Annotated in this window: 17 protein-coding genes; 4 read left to right on the forward strand and 13 right to left on the reverse strand. The window is 68.9% G+C overall.

Annotated elements, in window-relative coordinates; translation table 11 throughout:
• Positions 1-37 precede the first annotated feature (37 nt).
• Entirely contained in the window at positions 38-496 is a 459-nt protein-coding gene (locus A5625_RS04890; RefSeq protein ID WP_066989572.1) for a peroxiredoxin, read from the forward strand.
• A gap of 3 nt (positions 497-499) precedes the next feature.
• Here A5625_RS04890 and A5625_RS04895 read toward each other — a convergent pair whose 3' ends face one another.
• The 9 genes from A5625_RS04895 to hisD form a co-directional block, all read right to left on the reverse strand.
• On the reverse strand, positions 500-1,591 hold the full coding sequence (locus tag A5625_RS04895; protein WP_066989574.1) for a calcium:proton antiporter: 1,092 nt from the start codon (positions 1,589-1,591) through the stop codon (positions 500-502).
• A gap of 93 nt (positions 1,592-1,684) precedes the next feature.
• Positions 1,685-2,032 carry a phosphoribosyl-AMP cyclohydrolase gene (hisI, locus tag A5625_RS04900; RefSeq protein WP_066989576.1) on the reverse strand — a complete coding sequence of 116 codons (348 nt, stop codon included), beginning with the start codon at positions 2,030-2,032 and terminating at the stop codon, positions 1,685-1,687.
• A complete protein-coding gene (gene hisF, locus A5625_RS04905) occupies positions 2,029-2,826 on the reverse strand; it encodes an imidazole glycerol phosphate synthase subunit HisF (RefSeq protein WP_066989578.1) in 798 nt (265 codons plus the stop codon). Before hisF ends, hisI begins: the two co-directional genes overlap by 4 nt.
• 1 nt (position 2,827) lies before the next feature.
• Positions 2,828-3,628, reverse strand: coding sequence for an inositol monophosphatase family protein (locus A5625_RS04910; protein ID WP_066989580.1), 801 nt, complete (start codon positions 3,626-3,628; stop codon positions 2,828-2,830).
• Between the two features lie 6 nt (positions 3,629-3,634).
• The gene (gene priA / locus A5625_RS04915; RefSeq protein WP_066989582.1) at positions 3,635-4,366 is read right to left on the reverse strand and encodes a bifunctional 1-(5-phosphoribosyl)-5-((5-phosphoribosylamino)methylideneamino)imidazole-4-carboxamide isomerase/phosphoribosylanthranilate isomerase PriA; all 732 of its coding nucleotides are present in this window, start codon (positions 4,364-4,366) and stop codon (positions 3,635-3,637) included.
• An 82-nt stretch (positions 4,367-4,448) separates the two neighbouring features.
• On the reverse strand, positions 4,449-5,069 hold the full coding sequence (gene hisH / locus A5625_RS04920; RefSeq protein WP_066989584.1) for an imidazole glycerol phosphate synthase subunit HisH: 621 nt from the start codon (positions 5,067-5,069) through the stop codon (positions 4,449-4,451).
• Entirely contained in the window at positions 5,066-5,686 is a 621-nt protein-coding gene (gene hisB / locus A5625_RS04925) for an imidazoleglycerol-phosphate dehydratase HisB (RefSeq protein ID WP_066989587.1), read from the reverse strand. Before hisB ends, hisH begins: the two co-directional genes overlap by 4 nt.
• Positions 5,683-6,825 carry a histidinol-phosphate transaminase gene (locus A5625_RS04930; protein WP_066989589.1) on the reverse strand — a complete coding sequence of 381 codons (1,143 nt, stop codon included), beginning with the start codon at positions 6,823-6,825 and terminating at the stop codon, positions 5,683-5,685. The genes hisB and A5625_RS04930 overlap by 4 nt, the downstream gene beginning before the upstream one ends.
• On the reverse strand, positions 6,822-8,168 hold the full coding sequence (gene hisD, locus A5625_RS04935; protein WP_066989591.1) for a histidinol dehydrogenase: 1,347 nt from the start codon (positions 8,166-8,168) through the stop codon (positions 6,822-6,824). Before hisD ends, A5625_RS04930 begins: the two co-directional genes overlap by 4 nt.
• A gap of 86 nt (positions 8,169-8,254) precedes the next feature.
• Here hisD and A5625_RS04940 point away from each other — a divergent pair, with 86 nt between their 5' ends.
• The gene (locus A5625_RS04940; protein ID WP_066989593.1) at positions 8,255-8,668 is read left to right on the forward strand and encodes a nitroreductase family deazaflavin-dependent oxidoreductase; all 414 of its coding nucleotides are present in this window, start codon (positions 8,255-8,257) and stop codon (positions 8,666-8,668) included.
• Between the two features lie 150 nt (positions 8,669-8,818).
• On the opposite strand, the gene nadC is transcribed toward A5625_RS04940, so the two are convergent.
• The 3 genes from nadC to nadA are packed head-to-tail and all read right to left on the reverse strand — an operon-like array spanning position 8,819 to position 12,302.
• On the reverse strand, positions 8,819-9,679 hold the full coding sequence (gene nadC / locus A5625_RS04945; RefSeq protein WP_066989595.1) for a carboxylating nicotinate-nucleotide diphosphorylase: 861 nt from the start codon (positions 9,677-9,679) through the stop codon (positions 8,819-8,821).
• The gene (locus A5625_RS04950; RefSeq protein WP_066989597.1) at positions 9,676-11,256 is read right to left on the reverse strand and encodes an L-aspartate oxidase; all 1,581 of its coding nucleotides are present in this window, start codon (positions 11,254-11,256) and stop codon (positions 9,676-9,678) included. Before A5625_RS04950 ends, nadC begins: the two co-directional genes overlap by 4 nt.
• Positions 11,253-12,302 carry a quinolinate synthase NadA gene (gene nadA / locus A5625_RS04955; protein WP_066989599.1) on the reverse strand — a complete coding sequence of 350 codons (1,050 nt, stop codon included), beginning with the start codon at positions 12,300-12,302 and terminating at the stop codon, positions 11,253-11,255. The genes A5625_RS04950 and nadA overlap by 4 nt, the downstream gene beginning before the upstream one ends.
• 46 nt (positions 12,303-12,348) lie before the next feature.
• Here nadA and A5625_RS04960 point away from each other — a divergent pair, with 46 nt between their 5' ends.
• Complete coding sequence (locus tag A5625_RS04960) at positions 12,349-13,074, forward strand: NUDIX domain-containing protein (RefSeq protein WP_066989601.1); 726 nt, start codon at positions 12,349-12,351, stop codon at positions 13,072-13,074.
• 164 nt (positions 13,075-13,238) lie between these two features.
• Positions 13,239-14,579 (forward strand): lipase family protein, encoded by a 1,341-nt coding sequence (locus A5625_RS04965; protein ID WP_066989614.1) that lies wholly within the window; start codon positions 13,239-13,241, stop codon positions 14,577-14,579.
• Here A5625_RS04965 and A5625_RS04970 read toward each other — a convergent pair.
• A partial coding sequence (locus A5625_RS04970) for a DUF2567 domain-containing protein (RefSeq protein ID WP_066989616.1) occupies positions 14,574-15,109 on the reverse strand: 536 nt, incomplete at its 5' end. The genes A5625_RS04965 and A5625_RS04970 overlap by 6 nt on opposite strands.

Below are 15,109 nucleotides of genomic sequence, written 5' to 3' on the forward strand. Positions count from 1 at the left end.
CCCAACCCGACGCCGACGGCGGCGTAGCGTGTCCGCCATGAAACCTGGTGACACCGTCGCGGACTTCGAATTGCCCGATCAGACCGGGGCGCCCCGCAAGCTCAGCGACCTGCTTTCCAGCGGGCCCGTCGTGTTGTTCTTCTACCCCGCCGCGATGACGCCCGGCTGCACCAAGGAAGCATGTCATTTCCGCGACCTGGCCTCCGAATTCACCGCGGTCGGGGCCAACCGGGTGGGGATCAGCACCGACGCCGTGCCCAAGCAGGCCAAGTTCGCCGACACGCAGAAGTTCGACTACCCGTTGCTGTCGGACAGCGACGGCACGGTGGCCACCCAGTTCGGCGTCAAGCGCGGCCTGCTCGGCAAGCTGATGCCGGTCAAACGGACGACGTTCGTCATCGACACAGATCGCACGGTGCTCGAGGTGATCTCCAGCGAATTCAACATGGACAGCCACGCCGACAAGGCGCTGGCCACGCTGCGCGCCCGGGCCTGACGGTCAGGGGCTGACGGCGAGGAACACGTAGGCGGCCAGGATCACCAGATGCACCTCGCCCTGCAGGCGGGTGGCCCGCCCGGGCACCACCGTCAGCACGCTGATTACGACGGTCAGCGCGAGTAACACCAGCTGGATGGCGCCAAGGCCGAGCACCAGCGGCCCCTCGAGCCAGATCGAGGCCAGCGCGATCGCGGGGATGGTGAGCCCGATGCTGGCCATCGCCGAGCCGTAGGCCAGGTTCAGGCTGATCTGGATGCGTCCTTGCCGCGCGGCACGCACCGCCGCGACCGTCTCGGGCAGCAGCACCAGCGCCGCGATGATCACCCCCACGAACGACTGCGGGAAGCCGGCGACGGTCACCGCCTTCTCGACGGCCGGGGACTCCTCCTCGGCCAGGCCCACTACTGCCACCAGGGCGCCAAGCATCAGCCCGAGGCTGGTCAGCGCCGCGCGGGTGGTCGGCGGCTCCGCGTGGCTCTCGTCGGTGAACAGGCTTTTTTGGCCCTTCTGCGCGATCGGCAGGAAGAAGTCGCGATGCCGCACCGTCTGGGTGAACACGAACACCAGATAGAGCAGCAGCGAGGCCACCGCGGCGAAGGCGAGCTGCCCGGGTGAGAACTCCTTGCCCACGGTCGTCGTGGTGAACGCGGGCAGCACCAGGCTCAGCGTCGCCAGCGTGGTCAGCGTGGCCAGCGCGGCGCCGCTGCCCTCGGCGTTGAACAGGGTTACGCCATAGCGCCGGGAACCGAGCAGCAGCGACAATCCGGCGGTTCCGTTGGTGGTGATCATCAGCGCGGCGAACGCCGTGTCCCTGGCCAGCGTCGCCGTCTCGTTGCCCCCGGAAGCCATCAGCTCGACGATCAGGGCCACCTCGATGACGGTCACCGCGGCCGCGAGCACCAACGACCCGAACGGCTCACCTACCCGGTGTGCAACCACCTCCGCGTGGTGCACTGCGGCGACCACCGCACCGACCAGGAACAGCGCCGCCACCCCGACCAGCACCGGTCCCAGCCGTTCGCCCCAGATGAACGCCAGCACGACGACGGAAAGCACCGGCACGACGACGTTCCAGGACAGCCATTTCGACATCGCCCGCCATTCTTGTCGAAGCGAGGGGGCCGCGCCTGTGGAAGTGAGCGTAGACACGCTGGCGCGGGTTCACGCACCGCTGTGCTGGGCGGGTCAGCGCTCCGGTTGCAGCAACACGTCGGCGTCGAAGCAGCTGTGGTCGCCGGTATGGCAGGCGCCACCGACCTGATCGACGGTCAGCAGCACGGTGTCGCCGTCGCAGTCCAGTCGCACCGAGTGGACGTACTGGGTGTGACCGGACGTCGCTCCCTTGATCCACTGCTGGCCACGAGACCGCGAATAGTACGTCGCCTCACGGGTTTCCAGGGTGCGGGCCAGCGCCGCGTCGTCCATCCAGGCGACCATCAGCACGTCGCCGCTGCCCCGCTCCTGCACGACGGCGGCGAACAGGCCGTCGGCATTACGCTTCAGCCGCGCGGCGATCTGCGGGTCAAGCGTCATCGCGCCATCCTTACCGCGATTCCCGCCTTGGCCATGGCGGCCTTCACCTGACCGATGGTCAGCTCGCGGAAGTGGAACACGCTGGCCGCCAGCACCGCGTCGGCCCCGGCGGCGATCGCGGGCGCGAAGTGTTCGGCCGCCCCGGCGCCGCCGCTCGCGATGACCGGCACCGTGACCGCCGAGCGCACCGCTTGCAGCATCTCCAGGTCGAATCCGGCTTTGGTGCCGTCGGCGTCCATCGAGTTCAGCAGGATCTCGCCCACACCCAAATCGGCTCCGCGCGAAGCCCACTCGACCGCATCGAGCCCGGTGCCGCGGCGGCCGCCATGGGTGGTGACCTCCCAGCCCGATGGTGTCGGCACGGAACCCGCGGGCACCGTGCGGGCATCGACGGACAGCACGATGCACTGGGAACCGAACTGCCGCGCCATCTCGGCCAGCAGCTCGGGCCGGGCGATCGCCGCGGTGTTGATGGAGACCTTGTCGGCCCCGGCACGCAGCAATACGTCGACGTCGGCCACGGTGCGCACCCCGCCGCCGACGGTCAGCGGGATGAAGACCTGCTCGGCGGTGCGCCGCACCACCTCGAGCATGGTGGCCCGTCCCGATGACGACGCGGTCACGTCGAGAAAGGTGAGCTCGTCGGCGCCTTCGGCGTCATAGGCGGCCGCCAGTTCCACCGGATCGCCTGCGTCGCGCAGGTTTTCGAAGTTGACCCCCTTGACCACCCGGCCGCCGTCGACGTCCAGGCACGGGATCACCCGTACCGCCAGACCGTTGCGATGGGAAGGCATTTCAGTAGTCCTCCGGGCGGCCTGTGTTGCGCAGGAGTTCGAGGATCTCGGCGTGCGCGGCAGGACCGGCAGCCAGCGCGGAATCCGACGAGGGAGTCCATGGCTCACCGGCCAAGTCGGTGACCACACCGCCGGCGGCTCGCACCAGCGCGACCCCGGCCGCGTGGTCCCACACATGGCCACCGAAACTTATTGCCGCGCCGAGTATTCCGTCGGCAACAAAGGCGAGGTCGAGGCCGGTGGAGCCGTGCATGCGCAACCGCGACGAAACCCTGCTGAGGTTTTCCAGCACCGCGATTCGGTAGCGCCCGGGGAACCGGCCCCGCGCGTCCGCGCTGAACGATCCGGCCCCTACCAGGGTGTCGGCCAGGTCGATGGAGGCCAGCGGTGGCTGCGGCACCCCGTTTTTGCGCAACGGGCCGCCCGCCACGGCGGTGTAGCGCTGCCCGAAGAAGGGCAACCAGGTCAGTCCGGCCACCGGGTCGCCGTGGTGCAGCAGGCCGAGCAAGATCCCGGCCATCGGTGATCCGGCCGCGTAGTTGAAGGTGCCGTCGACGGGATCCAATACCCATACCCAGGCCGAGTCGACGGCCGAACCGCCGAATTCCTCGCCGTGTACCCCGATCCCGGTGGACTCGACGAGCGCGGCAACCACCTGACGCTCGATTGCGAGGTCGACGTCGGTGGCGAAGTCGTTGCCTTTCTTGCGGACCGCGGAATCGGCGCGGTGACCGGCAAGAAAAGGCTCGGTCGCGTCGTCGAGGATCGCCGACGCCTGCGCCACCAGCGTGTCCACATCCATGCGGTTCTACTCCGCCACCGCGGCCAGCGCCTGCGGCAGAGTGAATCGCCGGGCGTAGAGGGCCTTGCCGACGATGGCGCCTTCGACCCCGCGGTCGGTGAGGGTGGCGATGGCGCGCAGATCGTCGAGGCTGGATACCCCGCCGGAAGCGATCACCGGGGCGTCGGTGCGGTCGGCGACGGCCGACAGCAAGTCGAGGTTAGGACCGCCCAGTGTGCCGTCCTTGGTCACGTCGGTGACCACGAACCGCGAACATCCTTGCCCGTCAAGGCGTTCCAGCACTTCCCACAGGTCGCCGCCATCGGTTTCCCAGCCCCGCCCCCGCAGCCGGTGCGCACCGTCGACGATTTGGACGTCCAGGCCCACGGCGACCTTGTCGCCGTGCTCACCGATCGCCCGGGCGCACCACTGCGGGTTCTCCAGGGCCGCCGTGCCCAGGTTCACCCGGGCGCAGCCGGTGGCCAGGGCGGCGGCCAGCGAATCGTCGTCGCGGATCCCGCCGGACAGCTCCACCTGCACGTCGAGCTTGCCGACCACCTCGGCCAGCAGTTCGCGGTTCGAACCGCGCCCGAACGCCGCGTCCAGGTCGACCAGGTGGACCCATTGGGCGCCGTCGCGTTGCCAGCCCAGCGCGGCGTCCAGCGCTGAGCCGTATTCGGTTTCACTGCCCGCCTTGCCCTGCACCAAACGCACGGCACGGCCGTCGACCACGTCGACCGCGGGCAACAAGATCAACACATTCCCTCCTGTGTGCCGAGACTGCACCGGGTTACCTGCATCGTCGGCTGTTGCTTGCCAGAAAGCGCTTTCGCGGGGTCCGTCACAATCCACGGACCCAATTGTTCAGCACGGCCGCGCCGGCGTCCCCGCTCTTCTCCGGGTGAAATTGGGTGGCGGACAGCGGCCCGTCTTCGACCGCGGCTAGAAACGGGCCTTCATGGACGGCCCAGGTCAGCACCGCATCGGGCGAACCATCCCACCGCTGCGCGGCATAGGAGTGCACGAAGTAGAACCGGGTATCGGCATCGAGCCCGTTGAACAAGACTGTGCCGGGCCCGGATTCGACGACATTCCAGCCCATGTGCGGAATGACGGGCGCCTGCAGTCGGGTGACGGACCCCGGCCATTGCCCGCATCCGGTGGTTTCGACACTGAATTCGACGCCGCGGCTGAACAGGATCTGCATCCCGACGCAGACGCCGAGCACCGGGCGCCCGGCGGCGACCCGCTCGGCGATGATGCGGTCCCCGCCGATCTTGCGCAGCCCGGCCATGCAGGCCTCGAAGGCACCGACGCCGGGCACCACCAGTCCGTCGGCGGCGGCCGCGGCATCGGCGTCGCCGGTCACCTCGACCGACGCACCGACCCGCTCCAGCGCACGCTGAGCCGACCGCAGGTTGCCCGAGCCGTAATCCAGGACAACAACAGATTTGCCTGTCACAGAACCCCTTTAGTGGACGGCACACCCGACACCCGGGGGTCGGGCTCGACCGCCTGGCGCAGTGCGCGGGCAACCGCCTTGTACTGCGCCTCGGTGATGTGGTGCGGGTCGCGGCCGTACAGGACCCGCACGTGCAGCGCGATGCGCGCATTGGAGGCCAACGATTCGAACACGTGCCGGTTGATGACGGTGTGATACGGCACCGAGTTGCCGGCAATCGTGGTGTGCTGCAGGTGATCCGGCTCCCCGCTGTGCACGCAGTAGGGCCGGCCGGACACGTCGACCGCGGCGTGGGCCAGGGTTTCGTCCATCGGGATGAACGCGTCCCCGAACCGGCGGATGCCCCGCTTGTCGCCCAGGGCCTGGCCAAGGGCCTGACCCAGCGCGATCGCGGTGTCCTCGATGGTGTGGTGTCCCTCGATCTCCACATCGCCCTTGGTGCGCACGGTCAAGTCGAAGCTGGCGTGACTGCCCAGCGCCGTGAGCATGTGGTCATAGAACGGCACACCGGTGTCGATATCGACCTGGCCGGTTCCGTCGAGGTCGAGTTCGATGACGATGTCGGATTCGCGGGTGCGGCGCTCGATGCGCGCACGGCGGGTAACGGTCGCGGTCACGGTGCTCCTACCGGGCTGGGGGTCACAGGTGCGAGTTCGGTGTCGACGATCTGGGCGCTGACCCGCAGAAAGGCGTCGTTCTCCTCGGCCAATCCGGTCGTGGCACGCAGATAGCCGGGGATTCCGACGTCGCGGATCAACACGCCGGCATCCAGATAGCGTTGCCAGGTAGCCGGGGCGTCGGCGAATTCTCCGAACAGTACAAAGTTGGCGTCGCTGGGAATCACCCGAAAACCCATGCGATTCAAGGCTGCTGAGACACGCTCGCGTTCGGCGATGAGGGTCGCCACACTGCCCAGCGTGTCGTCGGCGTGCCGCAGCGCGGCCCGCGCCGCGGCCTGGGTGAGCGAGGACAGGTGATAGGGCAACCGCACCAGCAGCATCGCGTCGATCACCGCCGGGGTGGCGATCAGGTAGCCCAGCCGCCCGCCGGCGAAGGCGAACGCCTTGCTCATGGTGCGCGAGACGATGAGCTTGGTCGGGTACTCCCCCACCAGCTCCACCGCGCTGGGTTGTGAAGAGAATTCGGCGTAGGCCTCGTCGACGATCAGGATGCCGGGCGCCACGTCGAGCAGCCGTCGCAGGTCCGGCAACGAAACGCTCTGCCCGGACGGGTTGTTCGGGCTGGCCAGGAACACCACATCGGGCCGGCGGTCGGTGATGGCGGCGACCGCGACATCGGCATCCAGGCTGAAGTCGTCCGCCCGGACGGCTTGCAGCCATTCGGTGCGGGTGCCGTCGGCGATGATCGGGTGCATCGAGTAGGACGGCACAAACCCGATCGCAGTGCGCCCCGGACCGCCGAACGCCTGCAACAGCTGCTGCAGAATCTCATTCGAACCGTTTGCCGCCCACAAGTTTTCGACTCTAAGCTGGACGCCCGTCTGGGCGCTGAGGTAGCGGGCCAGGTCGATGCGCAGGGCCACCGCGTCGCGGTCGGGATAGCGGTGCAGATCCGCGGCCGCCTCACCCACCGACCGCACCACGTCGTCCACCAGCGCCTGGCTGGGCGGGTGCGGGTTCTCGTTGGTGTTCAGCCGCACCGGAACGTCCAATTGCGGTGCGCCGTAAGGCGATTTGCCGCGCAGGTCGTCGCGCAGCGGCAGGTCATCCAAGGTGGGCCCGGGCTGTCCGGTCATCGCTCGAACCTCCGCCGTACCGCTTCGCCGTGTGACGGCAGATCTTCGGCCTCGGCCAGCGCGATCACATGTCCGGACACGTCTTTGAGCGCCGCCTCGGTGTAGTCGACGACATGGATGCCGCGCAGGAAGGTCTGCACGGACAGGCCGCTGGAATGCCGGGCACTGCCCGCGGTCGGCAACACGTGGTTGGATCCCGCACAGTAGTCACCCAGGCTCACCGGGGCGTATGGGCCGACGAAAATGGCTCCCGCCGAACGTATTCGGCCCGCCACCGACGCGGCGTCCACGGTTTGGATCTCCAGGTGTTCGGCGGCGTAGGCGTTGACGACGGTGATGCCGGCGTCCAGGTCGTCGACCAGGATGATCGCCGATTGACGTCCGCCGAGCGCGGCCGTTACCCGCTCGCGATGCACGGTGGTCTGCAGCTGGGTGGCCAGTTCCGCGTCGGTGGCGGCGGCCAGATCGGCGCTGGGAGTGACCAGCACGCTGCCCGCCATCTCGTCGTGCTCGGCCTGGCTGATCAGATCGGCCGCCACGTGCGCCGGGTCGGCGGTGTGGTCGGCCAGGATCGCGATCTCCGTCGGGCCGGCTTCGGCGTCGATCCCGACCCGCGACCGGCACAGCCGCTTGGCGGCGGTGACATAGATGTTGCCGGGCCCGGTGATCATGTCCACGGGCGCCAGTTCGGCGCCGTCGAGATCGGTGCCACCGTAGGCCAGCAACGCCACCGCCTGGGCACCGCCCACGGCCCACACCTCGTCGACCCCCAGCAGCCGGGCCGCGGCCAGGATGGTCGGGTGCGGCAGTCCGTCGTAGCGAGCCTGCGGTGGGCTGGCCACCACCAGCGAGGCGACGCCGGCGGCCTGGGCCGGCACCACATTCATCACGACGCTGGACGGGTAGACGGCGTTGCCGCCGGGAACGTAGAGGCCCACCCGCTCGACCGGGACCCACCGCTCGGTGACGGTCGCGCCGGGGCCCAGGGTGGTCGTGACGTCGGTGCGACGCTGGTCGGCGTGCACGGCGCGGGTGCGTTCGATCATCAGCCGCAGCGCGTCGGCCACGCCCGCGTCCAGTTCGGTCAGGGCCTTGGCGAGCGCAGCGTCGGGCACCCGGATGGCCGCGGGCCGGACTCCGTCGAAGGTGGCACCGAATTCCAGGGCCGCTTCGGCGCCGCGCTCGGCGACGGCCTGGACGATCGGCCGGACCTTTGGCAGCACCGCCTCCACGTCGGCGCCGCCGCGCGGCAGCGCCGACCGCAATCGGGCAGCCGTCAACTCCGCGCCCCGCAGGTCGATGCGGGCCATCGGCGACGGTTGGATGGTGCTCACGGTGTCCATTGTCCCAGAGGAACTCAAGTCGATTTCCGACCGGTACAGTGCCGGTATCGAGGCCGTACCCCGCGTTGCCGACCCAGGGAGCCGTCATGTCCGCCAAGGATCACCCGAACAATGCGCCGGGCGTCCCGATGGTCTTCCCGCCCTGGTTTGAGCGTTTTCAGATCAAATACGTCAACCCGGCGCTGAAGCCGATCGCGCGGTACCTGCCCGGGACCGCGACGATCAAGCACCGAGGCCGCACCTCCGGTAAGCCCTACCAGACGATCGTGACCGCGTACCGCAAGGGCAACACGCTGGCGATCGCGCTGGGTCACGGCAAAACCAACTGGGTGAAGAACGTGCTGGCCGCCGGGGAGGCGGACGTGGAATTCAGCCGCAACCGGACGGTACACGTGATCAACCCGCGGATTCTTCCGGCCGGCTCCGACGGGGACGGCCTGCCGGGGTTGGCACGCGTACAGCTGCGCCGGATAGGGGTGTTCGTCGCCGACATCGCCTGAGCCACCCAGACGCAGGGGCCGCTTCGAGTGCGCGCTGCTGGCGCTGAGTGTGCGTCCAGGGCGGCGACACGCCGAGAAACCCCGCCCAGGATTCACACTCGTCACCCACGATGCACACCCCGCCGCCCGTCGCTGAAACCCCGCCGCCATCTACATATCGAGGCCGATGTCGAGCACCCGCACCGAATGGGTCAGCGCGCCGACGGCCAGGTAGTCGACCCCGGTCGCGGCGTAGGCCGCCGCGTTCTCCAGGCCGAGACCGCCCGAGGACTCGAGCAGCACGGCAGGTGCGCGCGCGTCGCGGCGCTGCGCGGCCATCTGCGTCTGCCACACCGGGAAGTTGTCCAGCAGGATCAGTTCGGGCTTTTCCGGCAGCACCTCGTCCAGCTGCTCGAGTGAATCCACTTCCACCTCGCACGGCAGATCCGGTGCCGCTTCGCGCACCGCCCGCAGCGCCTCGACCACCGACCCCGCGGCCACCACGTGGTTGTCCTTGATCAGCGCCGCGTCGCCGAGCCCGAGCCGGTGATTCACCCCGCCACCGACCCGGACCGCGTATTTCTGCAGAGCCCGCAGCCCGGGCAACGTTTTGCGGGTATCGCGCACCTTGGCTTTGGTGCCGTGCACGGCGTCCACCCAGTGCGCGGTCGTGGTGGCGATCCCGGACAGGTGGCAGATCAGGTTCAGCATGGTGCGCTCGGCGGTCAACAAGCCGCGGGTTTCGGCTCGCAGCGTGAGCAACGGCTGGCCCGGCTGCAGTCGGGCACCGTCCTCGACGCGGTCGACCACTTCGTAACCGCGCGCGCCGAGCACCTCGTCGAGCACCAGCAGTGCGATGTCGATGCCGGCGATCACCCCCGGCTCGCGGGGCACCATGGAGGCGGTCGCCACCGCCTCGGCGGGCACCGTCGCCAACGTGGTGACGTCGGGTCCGTAGCGCAGGTCCTCGACCAGGCCGCGCCGAATCGTTTCGCGGGCGGCACTCAGTTCAACGTCGGACATCGAGGTCATACGACCGCCGCCAGCGCCTCCACCAGCACCTCATCCTGATCGCCGGCCAGTCGCAGCACGTTGCTGCGCCCCTGTTCGGACGCGATCTGCGGAAATTCCGCGCGATGATGGCAGCCCCGGCTCTCCTGACGGGCCAGGGCGGCGGCGGTGACCGCGCGGGCGGCGACGGCCAGTGCGACATCCTCGAAATCACGGCGGCCGGACACCGGGCGGATCTGCGCCCGCGACAGCGTGGCGGTCAACCGGGTCAGCCCGGCGGCATCGCGCACCACCGAAGCGTCCCGGCTCATCGCGCGTTGCAGTTCGCAACGCGCGGGCGCGGTGTGGACGACCGCCTCGGGGGCGACCGCGCGCACTCGCCCGGTGGCTGCCGCGTGCGCGGCCGCCGCTTTGCCGGCACGCCCACCGACCACCAGACCTTCCAGCAGGCTGTTGGACGCCAGCCGATTGGCGCCGTGCAGCCCGGTGCGCGCCACCTCACCCGCGGCGAACAACCCCGGCAGCTCGGTTTGGCCGTACACGTCGGTGACGATGCCGCCGCAGCTGTAATGCGCCCCGGGGACGACCGGAATGGGTTGGCGGACCGGATCGATGCCGGCGGCCCGGCACGCGGCCGTCACGGTCGGGAACCGGTTGGCGAAATCGCCGATGTGGCGCGCATCGAGGAAGACACAGGCATCACCGGTGGCCTTCAGCCGCGCATCGATCGCGGCGGCGACGACGTCGCGCGGCGCCAGATCCCCCATCGGGTGAACACCGGCTGTCACCGAATCGCCTTGAGAGTCAATCAGTTTCGCGCCTTCGCCGCGGATGGCCTCGGTGACCAGCGGACGCCGGCCGCTGGCGGCGTCGGCGGCGAACAGCATCGTGGGGTGGAACTGGATGAACTCGAGGTCACTGACCGCGACGCCGGCCCACAAGCCCAGCGCGATGCCGTCGCCGGTGGAGCCCTCCGGGTTGGTGGTCGCGTTGTACAGGTGCCCGAGGCCGCCGGAGGCCAGGATCACCGAAGGCGCGCTGATGATTCCGTATCCGTCCGGATTGCCGACCAGGACGCCGGTCACGGCGGCGCCGTCGTGCAGAACCCGCAACGCCACATGGCCGGTGCGGATGTCCAGTGTGCGGGCAGCGTGATCGAGGGCACGCTGCACCTCTGCGCCGGTGGCGTCGCCGCCGGCGTGCACGATGCGCCGCCGGGAGTGGCCACCTTCGCGGGTCAGCGCCCACTTGCCGGGTGCGGATTCGTCGAACCGGGCTCCGTCGCCGACCAATTCAGCGACCGCCGCGTACCCGTCGGCCACGATCGAGTAGACCGCCTGGGGATCGCACAGCCCGGCGCCCGCGACCACTGTGTCGGCGACGTGGGCCTCCACCGAGTCGTCATTGTCCGGCAGCACCACCGCGATGCCGCCCTGCGCGTAGTGGGTGGCCGTTGCCCCGCGGGCCTGATCGGCCTTGCTCAGCACGACGACACGGCGGCCGGCGCGGTGCGCGGCCAGCGCGGCGGCCAATCCCGCGACGCCGGTGCCCACGACGACGACGTCGGCGCTGTGCGTCCACTGGGGACGGGCGGTCATTCGCCACCGCCCGGCTGGCCGATTTCGATCATTCGCTGCACACTGCGCCGGCCGGCGGCGGCGACGTCGGGGTCGACGTGAACTTCGTCGGCTCCCTCGACCAGGCAGCGCAGCAGGGCCGCCGGGGTGATCATCTTCATGAACTTGCAGGATGCCCGGTCGTTGACCGCGCGGAAGTCGACTTGCGGTGCCGCCCGGCGCAATTGGTACAACATGCCGACCTCGGTGGCCACCAGCACCTTGCGTGCACTGGTCTGATTGGCGGCCTCGAGCATGCCGCCGGTGGACAAGATCTTCACCCGGTCCGGCGGAAAGGCGCCTTCGCCCGCGAGATACAAGGCCGAAGTGGCACAACCACATTCAGGGTGCACGAAAAGCTCGGCATCGGGATTGGCGCGGGCCTGGTCGTTGAGCTCGTCGCCATTGATGCCGGCGTGCACGTGGCATTCCCCCGCCCACACGTGCAGGTTCTCCCGACCCGTCACCCGGCGCACGTGGGCGCCCAGGAACTGATCCGGGCAGAACAGCACCTCACGGTCCGGGTCGATGGACGCGACGACTTCGACGGCGTTGGACGACGTGCAGCAGATGTCGGTGAGCGCCTTGACCGCCGCCGTGGTGTTGACGTAGGAGACGACGACCGCGCCCGGGTGTTCGTCCTTCCAGGCGCGCAATTCGTCGGCGGTGATGGAGTCGGCGAGCGAGCAGCCGGCGCGCTGATCCGGGATGAGCACCGTCTTGTCGGGGCTCAGGATCTTGGCCGTCTCGGCCATGAAGTGCACACCGCAGAACACGATGGTGTCCTCGGGGGCATCGGCGGCGATCCGCGACAGCGCCAGCGAGTCGCCCACGTGATCGGCGACGTCCTGGATCTCGGGCAGCTGGTAGTTGTGCGCCAGCACGGTGGCACCACGCAGCTTCGCCAGGCGGCGAATCTCGGCGGCCCACTGTGCATCACCGGCTACCCCGGCGTAACCCGTGGGTGAATCCGTGATGTCGGCGATCATGCTTTCGGCGAGCGTGTCCATGCGATTAATAACCGTCATGGCGGCTCCTTTCAGCCCAGGAGGTTTTCGACTTATAATCGAAAACATGGCCCATGGTAGCACCGCCCACGAAGTGCTCGCGGTCGTGTTCCAGGTTCGTGACGCGGTCGACCAGGTTACGAAGGGACGCCCCGCGGCAAAACCGCAGCTGAACGTGCTGTTATGGCAGCGCGCCCAGGATCCACAACAGGGCAAGTGGTCGCTGCCGGGCGGACAGCTGCGCAACGACGAGGACATGATCACCTCGGTCCGGCGCCAGCTGGCCGAGAAGGTCGACCTCAAAGAGCTGGCACACCTGGAACAGCTCGCCGTGTTCTCCGACCCGAACCGGGTACCGGGGCCCCGCGTGATCGCCTCCACCTTCCTGGGCCTGGTGCCCTCCCCCGCCAGCCCCGAGCTGCCGCCGGACACCCGCTGGCATCCGGTGAACTGCCTGCCGCCGATGGCCTTCGATCACGGCCAGATGGTGGACAACGCCCGCACCAGGCTGAACGCGAAACTGTCCTACACGAATATCGGATTTGCTTTGGCACCAAGGGAATTCGCGCTCTCGACGCTGCGTGACATCTACGGCGCGGCGTTGGGCTATCAGGTCGACGCGACGAACTTGCAGCGGGTGCTGGCCCGTCGGGGCGTCATCACGGCGACCGGCACCATCGCTCAATCCGGCCGCAGCGGCGGACGGCCGGCCGCGCTGTACCGGTTCACCGACGCGGCGCTGCGGGTCACCGACGAGTTCGCCGCGCTCAGGCCGCCGGGGCTGCCAGGTTAAGCTTTGGCGACAAGCGTCCTCGGGCGACGCAAAGGGTAATCGTTCCTCAGTGGCGCGACCGACCTGGCCGGAGTGACGAGAAGTCGCTCAACAGTGCGGCGATTACGTTTTGGTTACCTGCCGTTCGTACGCGAGAATGCCGGGTGGCCACGAAGGGAGCCTCAATGGCTGAGCTCGGCAACCTGGCAGGCACGCACGGCGCGGAATGGATCGCCCGGCCGCCACACGAGGAACTGCAGCGCAAAGTACGTCCGCTGCTGCCCTCGGACGACCCGTTCTACCAGCCGCCACTGGGCTTCCAGCATGCCGCGCCCGGCACCGTGTTGCGCTCCCGCGAGGTCGAGCTGGCATTCCTCGGCCTGATCCCGCAGTCCATCAAGGCCGTTCAGCTGCTCTACCGAACCATGGACATGAACGGCGAGCCCGAGGCCACCGCCACGACGGTGATCGTTCCCGCCGAGCGCACTCCGGGCCGGCCCTGTCCGCTGCTGTCCTACCAGTGCGCGATCGACGCCGTCTCGTCACGGTGTTTCCCGTCCTACGCGCTGCGGCACAGGGCAAAGGCGTTTGGGGCGATCGGCCAGTTCGAGCTGTTCATGATCGCCGCAGCCGTCGCCGAGGGCTGGGCGGTCTCGGTGCCCGACCACGAAGGCCTGCGCGGCCTGTGGGGCGCGCCCTTCGAACCCGGCTACCGCGTGCTGGACGGCATTCGGGCCGCGCTGAGTTCTGAGCGTCTGGAGCTGTCCGCCCAGGCACCCATCGGATTGTGGGGATACTCCGGTGGCGGGCTGGCCAGCGCGTGGGCCGCTGAGATCTGCGCCGACTACGCGCCCGAACTGGACATCGTCGGGGCGGTGCTGGGCTCGCCCGTGGGAGACCTGGGCAACACCTTCCGCCGGCTCAACGGCAGCTTCCTGTCGGGACTGCCCGCCCTGGTGGTGGCCGCGCTCGCGCACATCTATCCCGATCTGGACCGGGTGATCCGAGAGCACAGCAACGAGGAGGGCCGCGCGCTGCTCGACTCGCTGGAAAACATGACGACGGTGCAGGCCGTGGTACGGATGGCCGGCAAGGACATGGGCGACTACCTCGACGAGCCGCTCGAGCAGATCCTGTCGACCCCGGAAATCACGCACGTCTTCGACCACATCAAGTTGGGTGCCGCCGTTCCGACGCCACCGGTGTTGATCGTGCAGGCCGTGCACGACTACCTGATCGACGTCCATGACATCGATGCGCTCGCCGACGCGTATTCGGCCGGCGGCGCGCGGGTCACCTACCACCGCGACGCCTTCAACGAGCACATGATGCTGCACCCGCTGTCGGCGCCGATGGCGCTGCGCTGGCTGACCGATCGCTTCGACAGCCGCCCACTGACCGATCATCTGATCCGAACAACCTGGCCGACGATGTTCAACCCGATGACCTACGTCGGCATGGTCCGCCTGATGAAGATTGCGGCCAAGGTCGTCACCGGCCGAAAGATTCGTCGCCGTCCGCTATGACACGGGCGCTTCCGCGCCGCCTCCGCCGCCCACCGGCAGCACATCGGAAGGCCGAGGCTGCGGCGGCAACGCACCCAGGTCGTCACGGGCGTCGGCGGCCGCGCGTACGGCGTAGACCAGGGCAGCGATGCCGGCCGGCCACAACAGGCTGACCGCGATCTGCAGCGGACCGGTCGAGAAGAACACCGGCGGCGCCTGCGTGACGTAGGCGACCGACGGACGTTTCGTCAGCGGTACCGCGTCGAAGTCCAGGGCGCCGTAGCTCAGCCGTACCAGCCCGGCCCCGACCACCGCCGCCAGGGCGGCAGCGGCCACCATGCCAGTCGACAGCGCGATGACCATTCCCGGTCCGCGGTGCTCGCGCCACTGCCATACCCCCACCGAGGCCACCACAGCCAGCACCGTCAACAACCCCAGCATCAAGGCAGGCGCGGCGAAGAAATGTTCGGACTCGTTGCCCAGGTAGTCATGAACCCGCTCGCCCGAGCGGGTGAGTGCCACCACGGCGCGAATGGGCGGGGCGATCCACG

The sequence above is a fragment of the Mycobacterium sp. 1465703.0 genome (assembly GCF_001672975.1).
Classification (GTDB): domain Bacteria; phylum Actinomycetota; class Actinomycetes; order Mycobacteriales; family Mycobacteriaceae; genus Mycobacterium.

Bases quoted from the DNA above. Each gene is read 5' to 3' on its own strand.
- A5625_RS04890 (WP_066989572.1), top strand. From the start codon at position 38: ATGAAACCTGGTGACACCGTCGCGGACTTCGAATTGCCCGATCAGACC.
- A5625_RS04895 (WP_066989574.1), bottom strand. From the start codon at position 1,591: ATGTCGAAATGGCTGTCCTGGAACGTCGTCGTGCCGGTGCTTTCCGTC.
- hisI (WP_066989576.1), bottom strand. From the start codon at position 2,032: ATGACGCTTGACCCGCAGATCGCCGCGCGGCTGAAGCGTAATGCCGAC.
- hisF (WP_066989578.1), bottom strand. From the start codon at position 2,826: ATGCCTTCCCATCGCAACGGTCTGGCGGTACGGGTGATCCCGTGCCTG.
- A5625_RS04910 (WP_066989580.1), bottom strand. From the start codon at position 3,628: ATGGATGTGGACACGCTGGTGGCGCAGGCGTCGGCGATCCTCGACGAC.
- A5625_RS04930 (WP_066989589.1), bottom strand. From the start codon at position 6,825: ATGACCGGACAGCCCGGGCCCACCTTGGATGACCTGCCGCTGCGCGAC.
- hisD (WP_066989591.1), bottom strand. From the start codon at position 8,168: ATGGACACCGTGAGCACCATCCAACCGTCGCCGATGGCCCGCATCGAC.
- A5625_RS04940 (WP_066989593.1), top strand. From the start codon at position 8,255: ATGTCCGCCAAGGATCACCCGAACAATGCGCCGGGCGTCCCGATGGTC.
- nadC (WP_066989595.1), bottom strand. From the start codon at position 9,679: ATGACCTCGATGTCCGACGTTGAACTGAGTGCCGCCCGCGAAACGATT.
- A5625_RS04950 (WP_066989597.1), bottom strand. From the start codon at position 11,256: ATGACCGCCCGTCCCCAGTGGACGCACAGCGCCGACGTCGTCGTCGTG.
- nadA (WP_066989599.1), bottom strand. From the start codon at position 12,302: ATGACGGTTATTAATCGCATGGACACGCTCGCCGAAAGCATGATCGCC.
- A5625_RS04960 (WP_066989601.1), top strand. From the start codon at position 12,349: ATGGCCCATGGTAGCACCGCCCACGAAGTGCTCGCGGTCGTGTTCCAG.
- A5625_RS04965 (WP_066989614.1), top strand. From the start codon at position 13,239: ATGGCTGAGCTCGGCAACCTGGCAGGCACGCACGGCGCGGAATGGATC.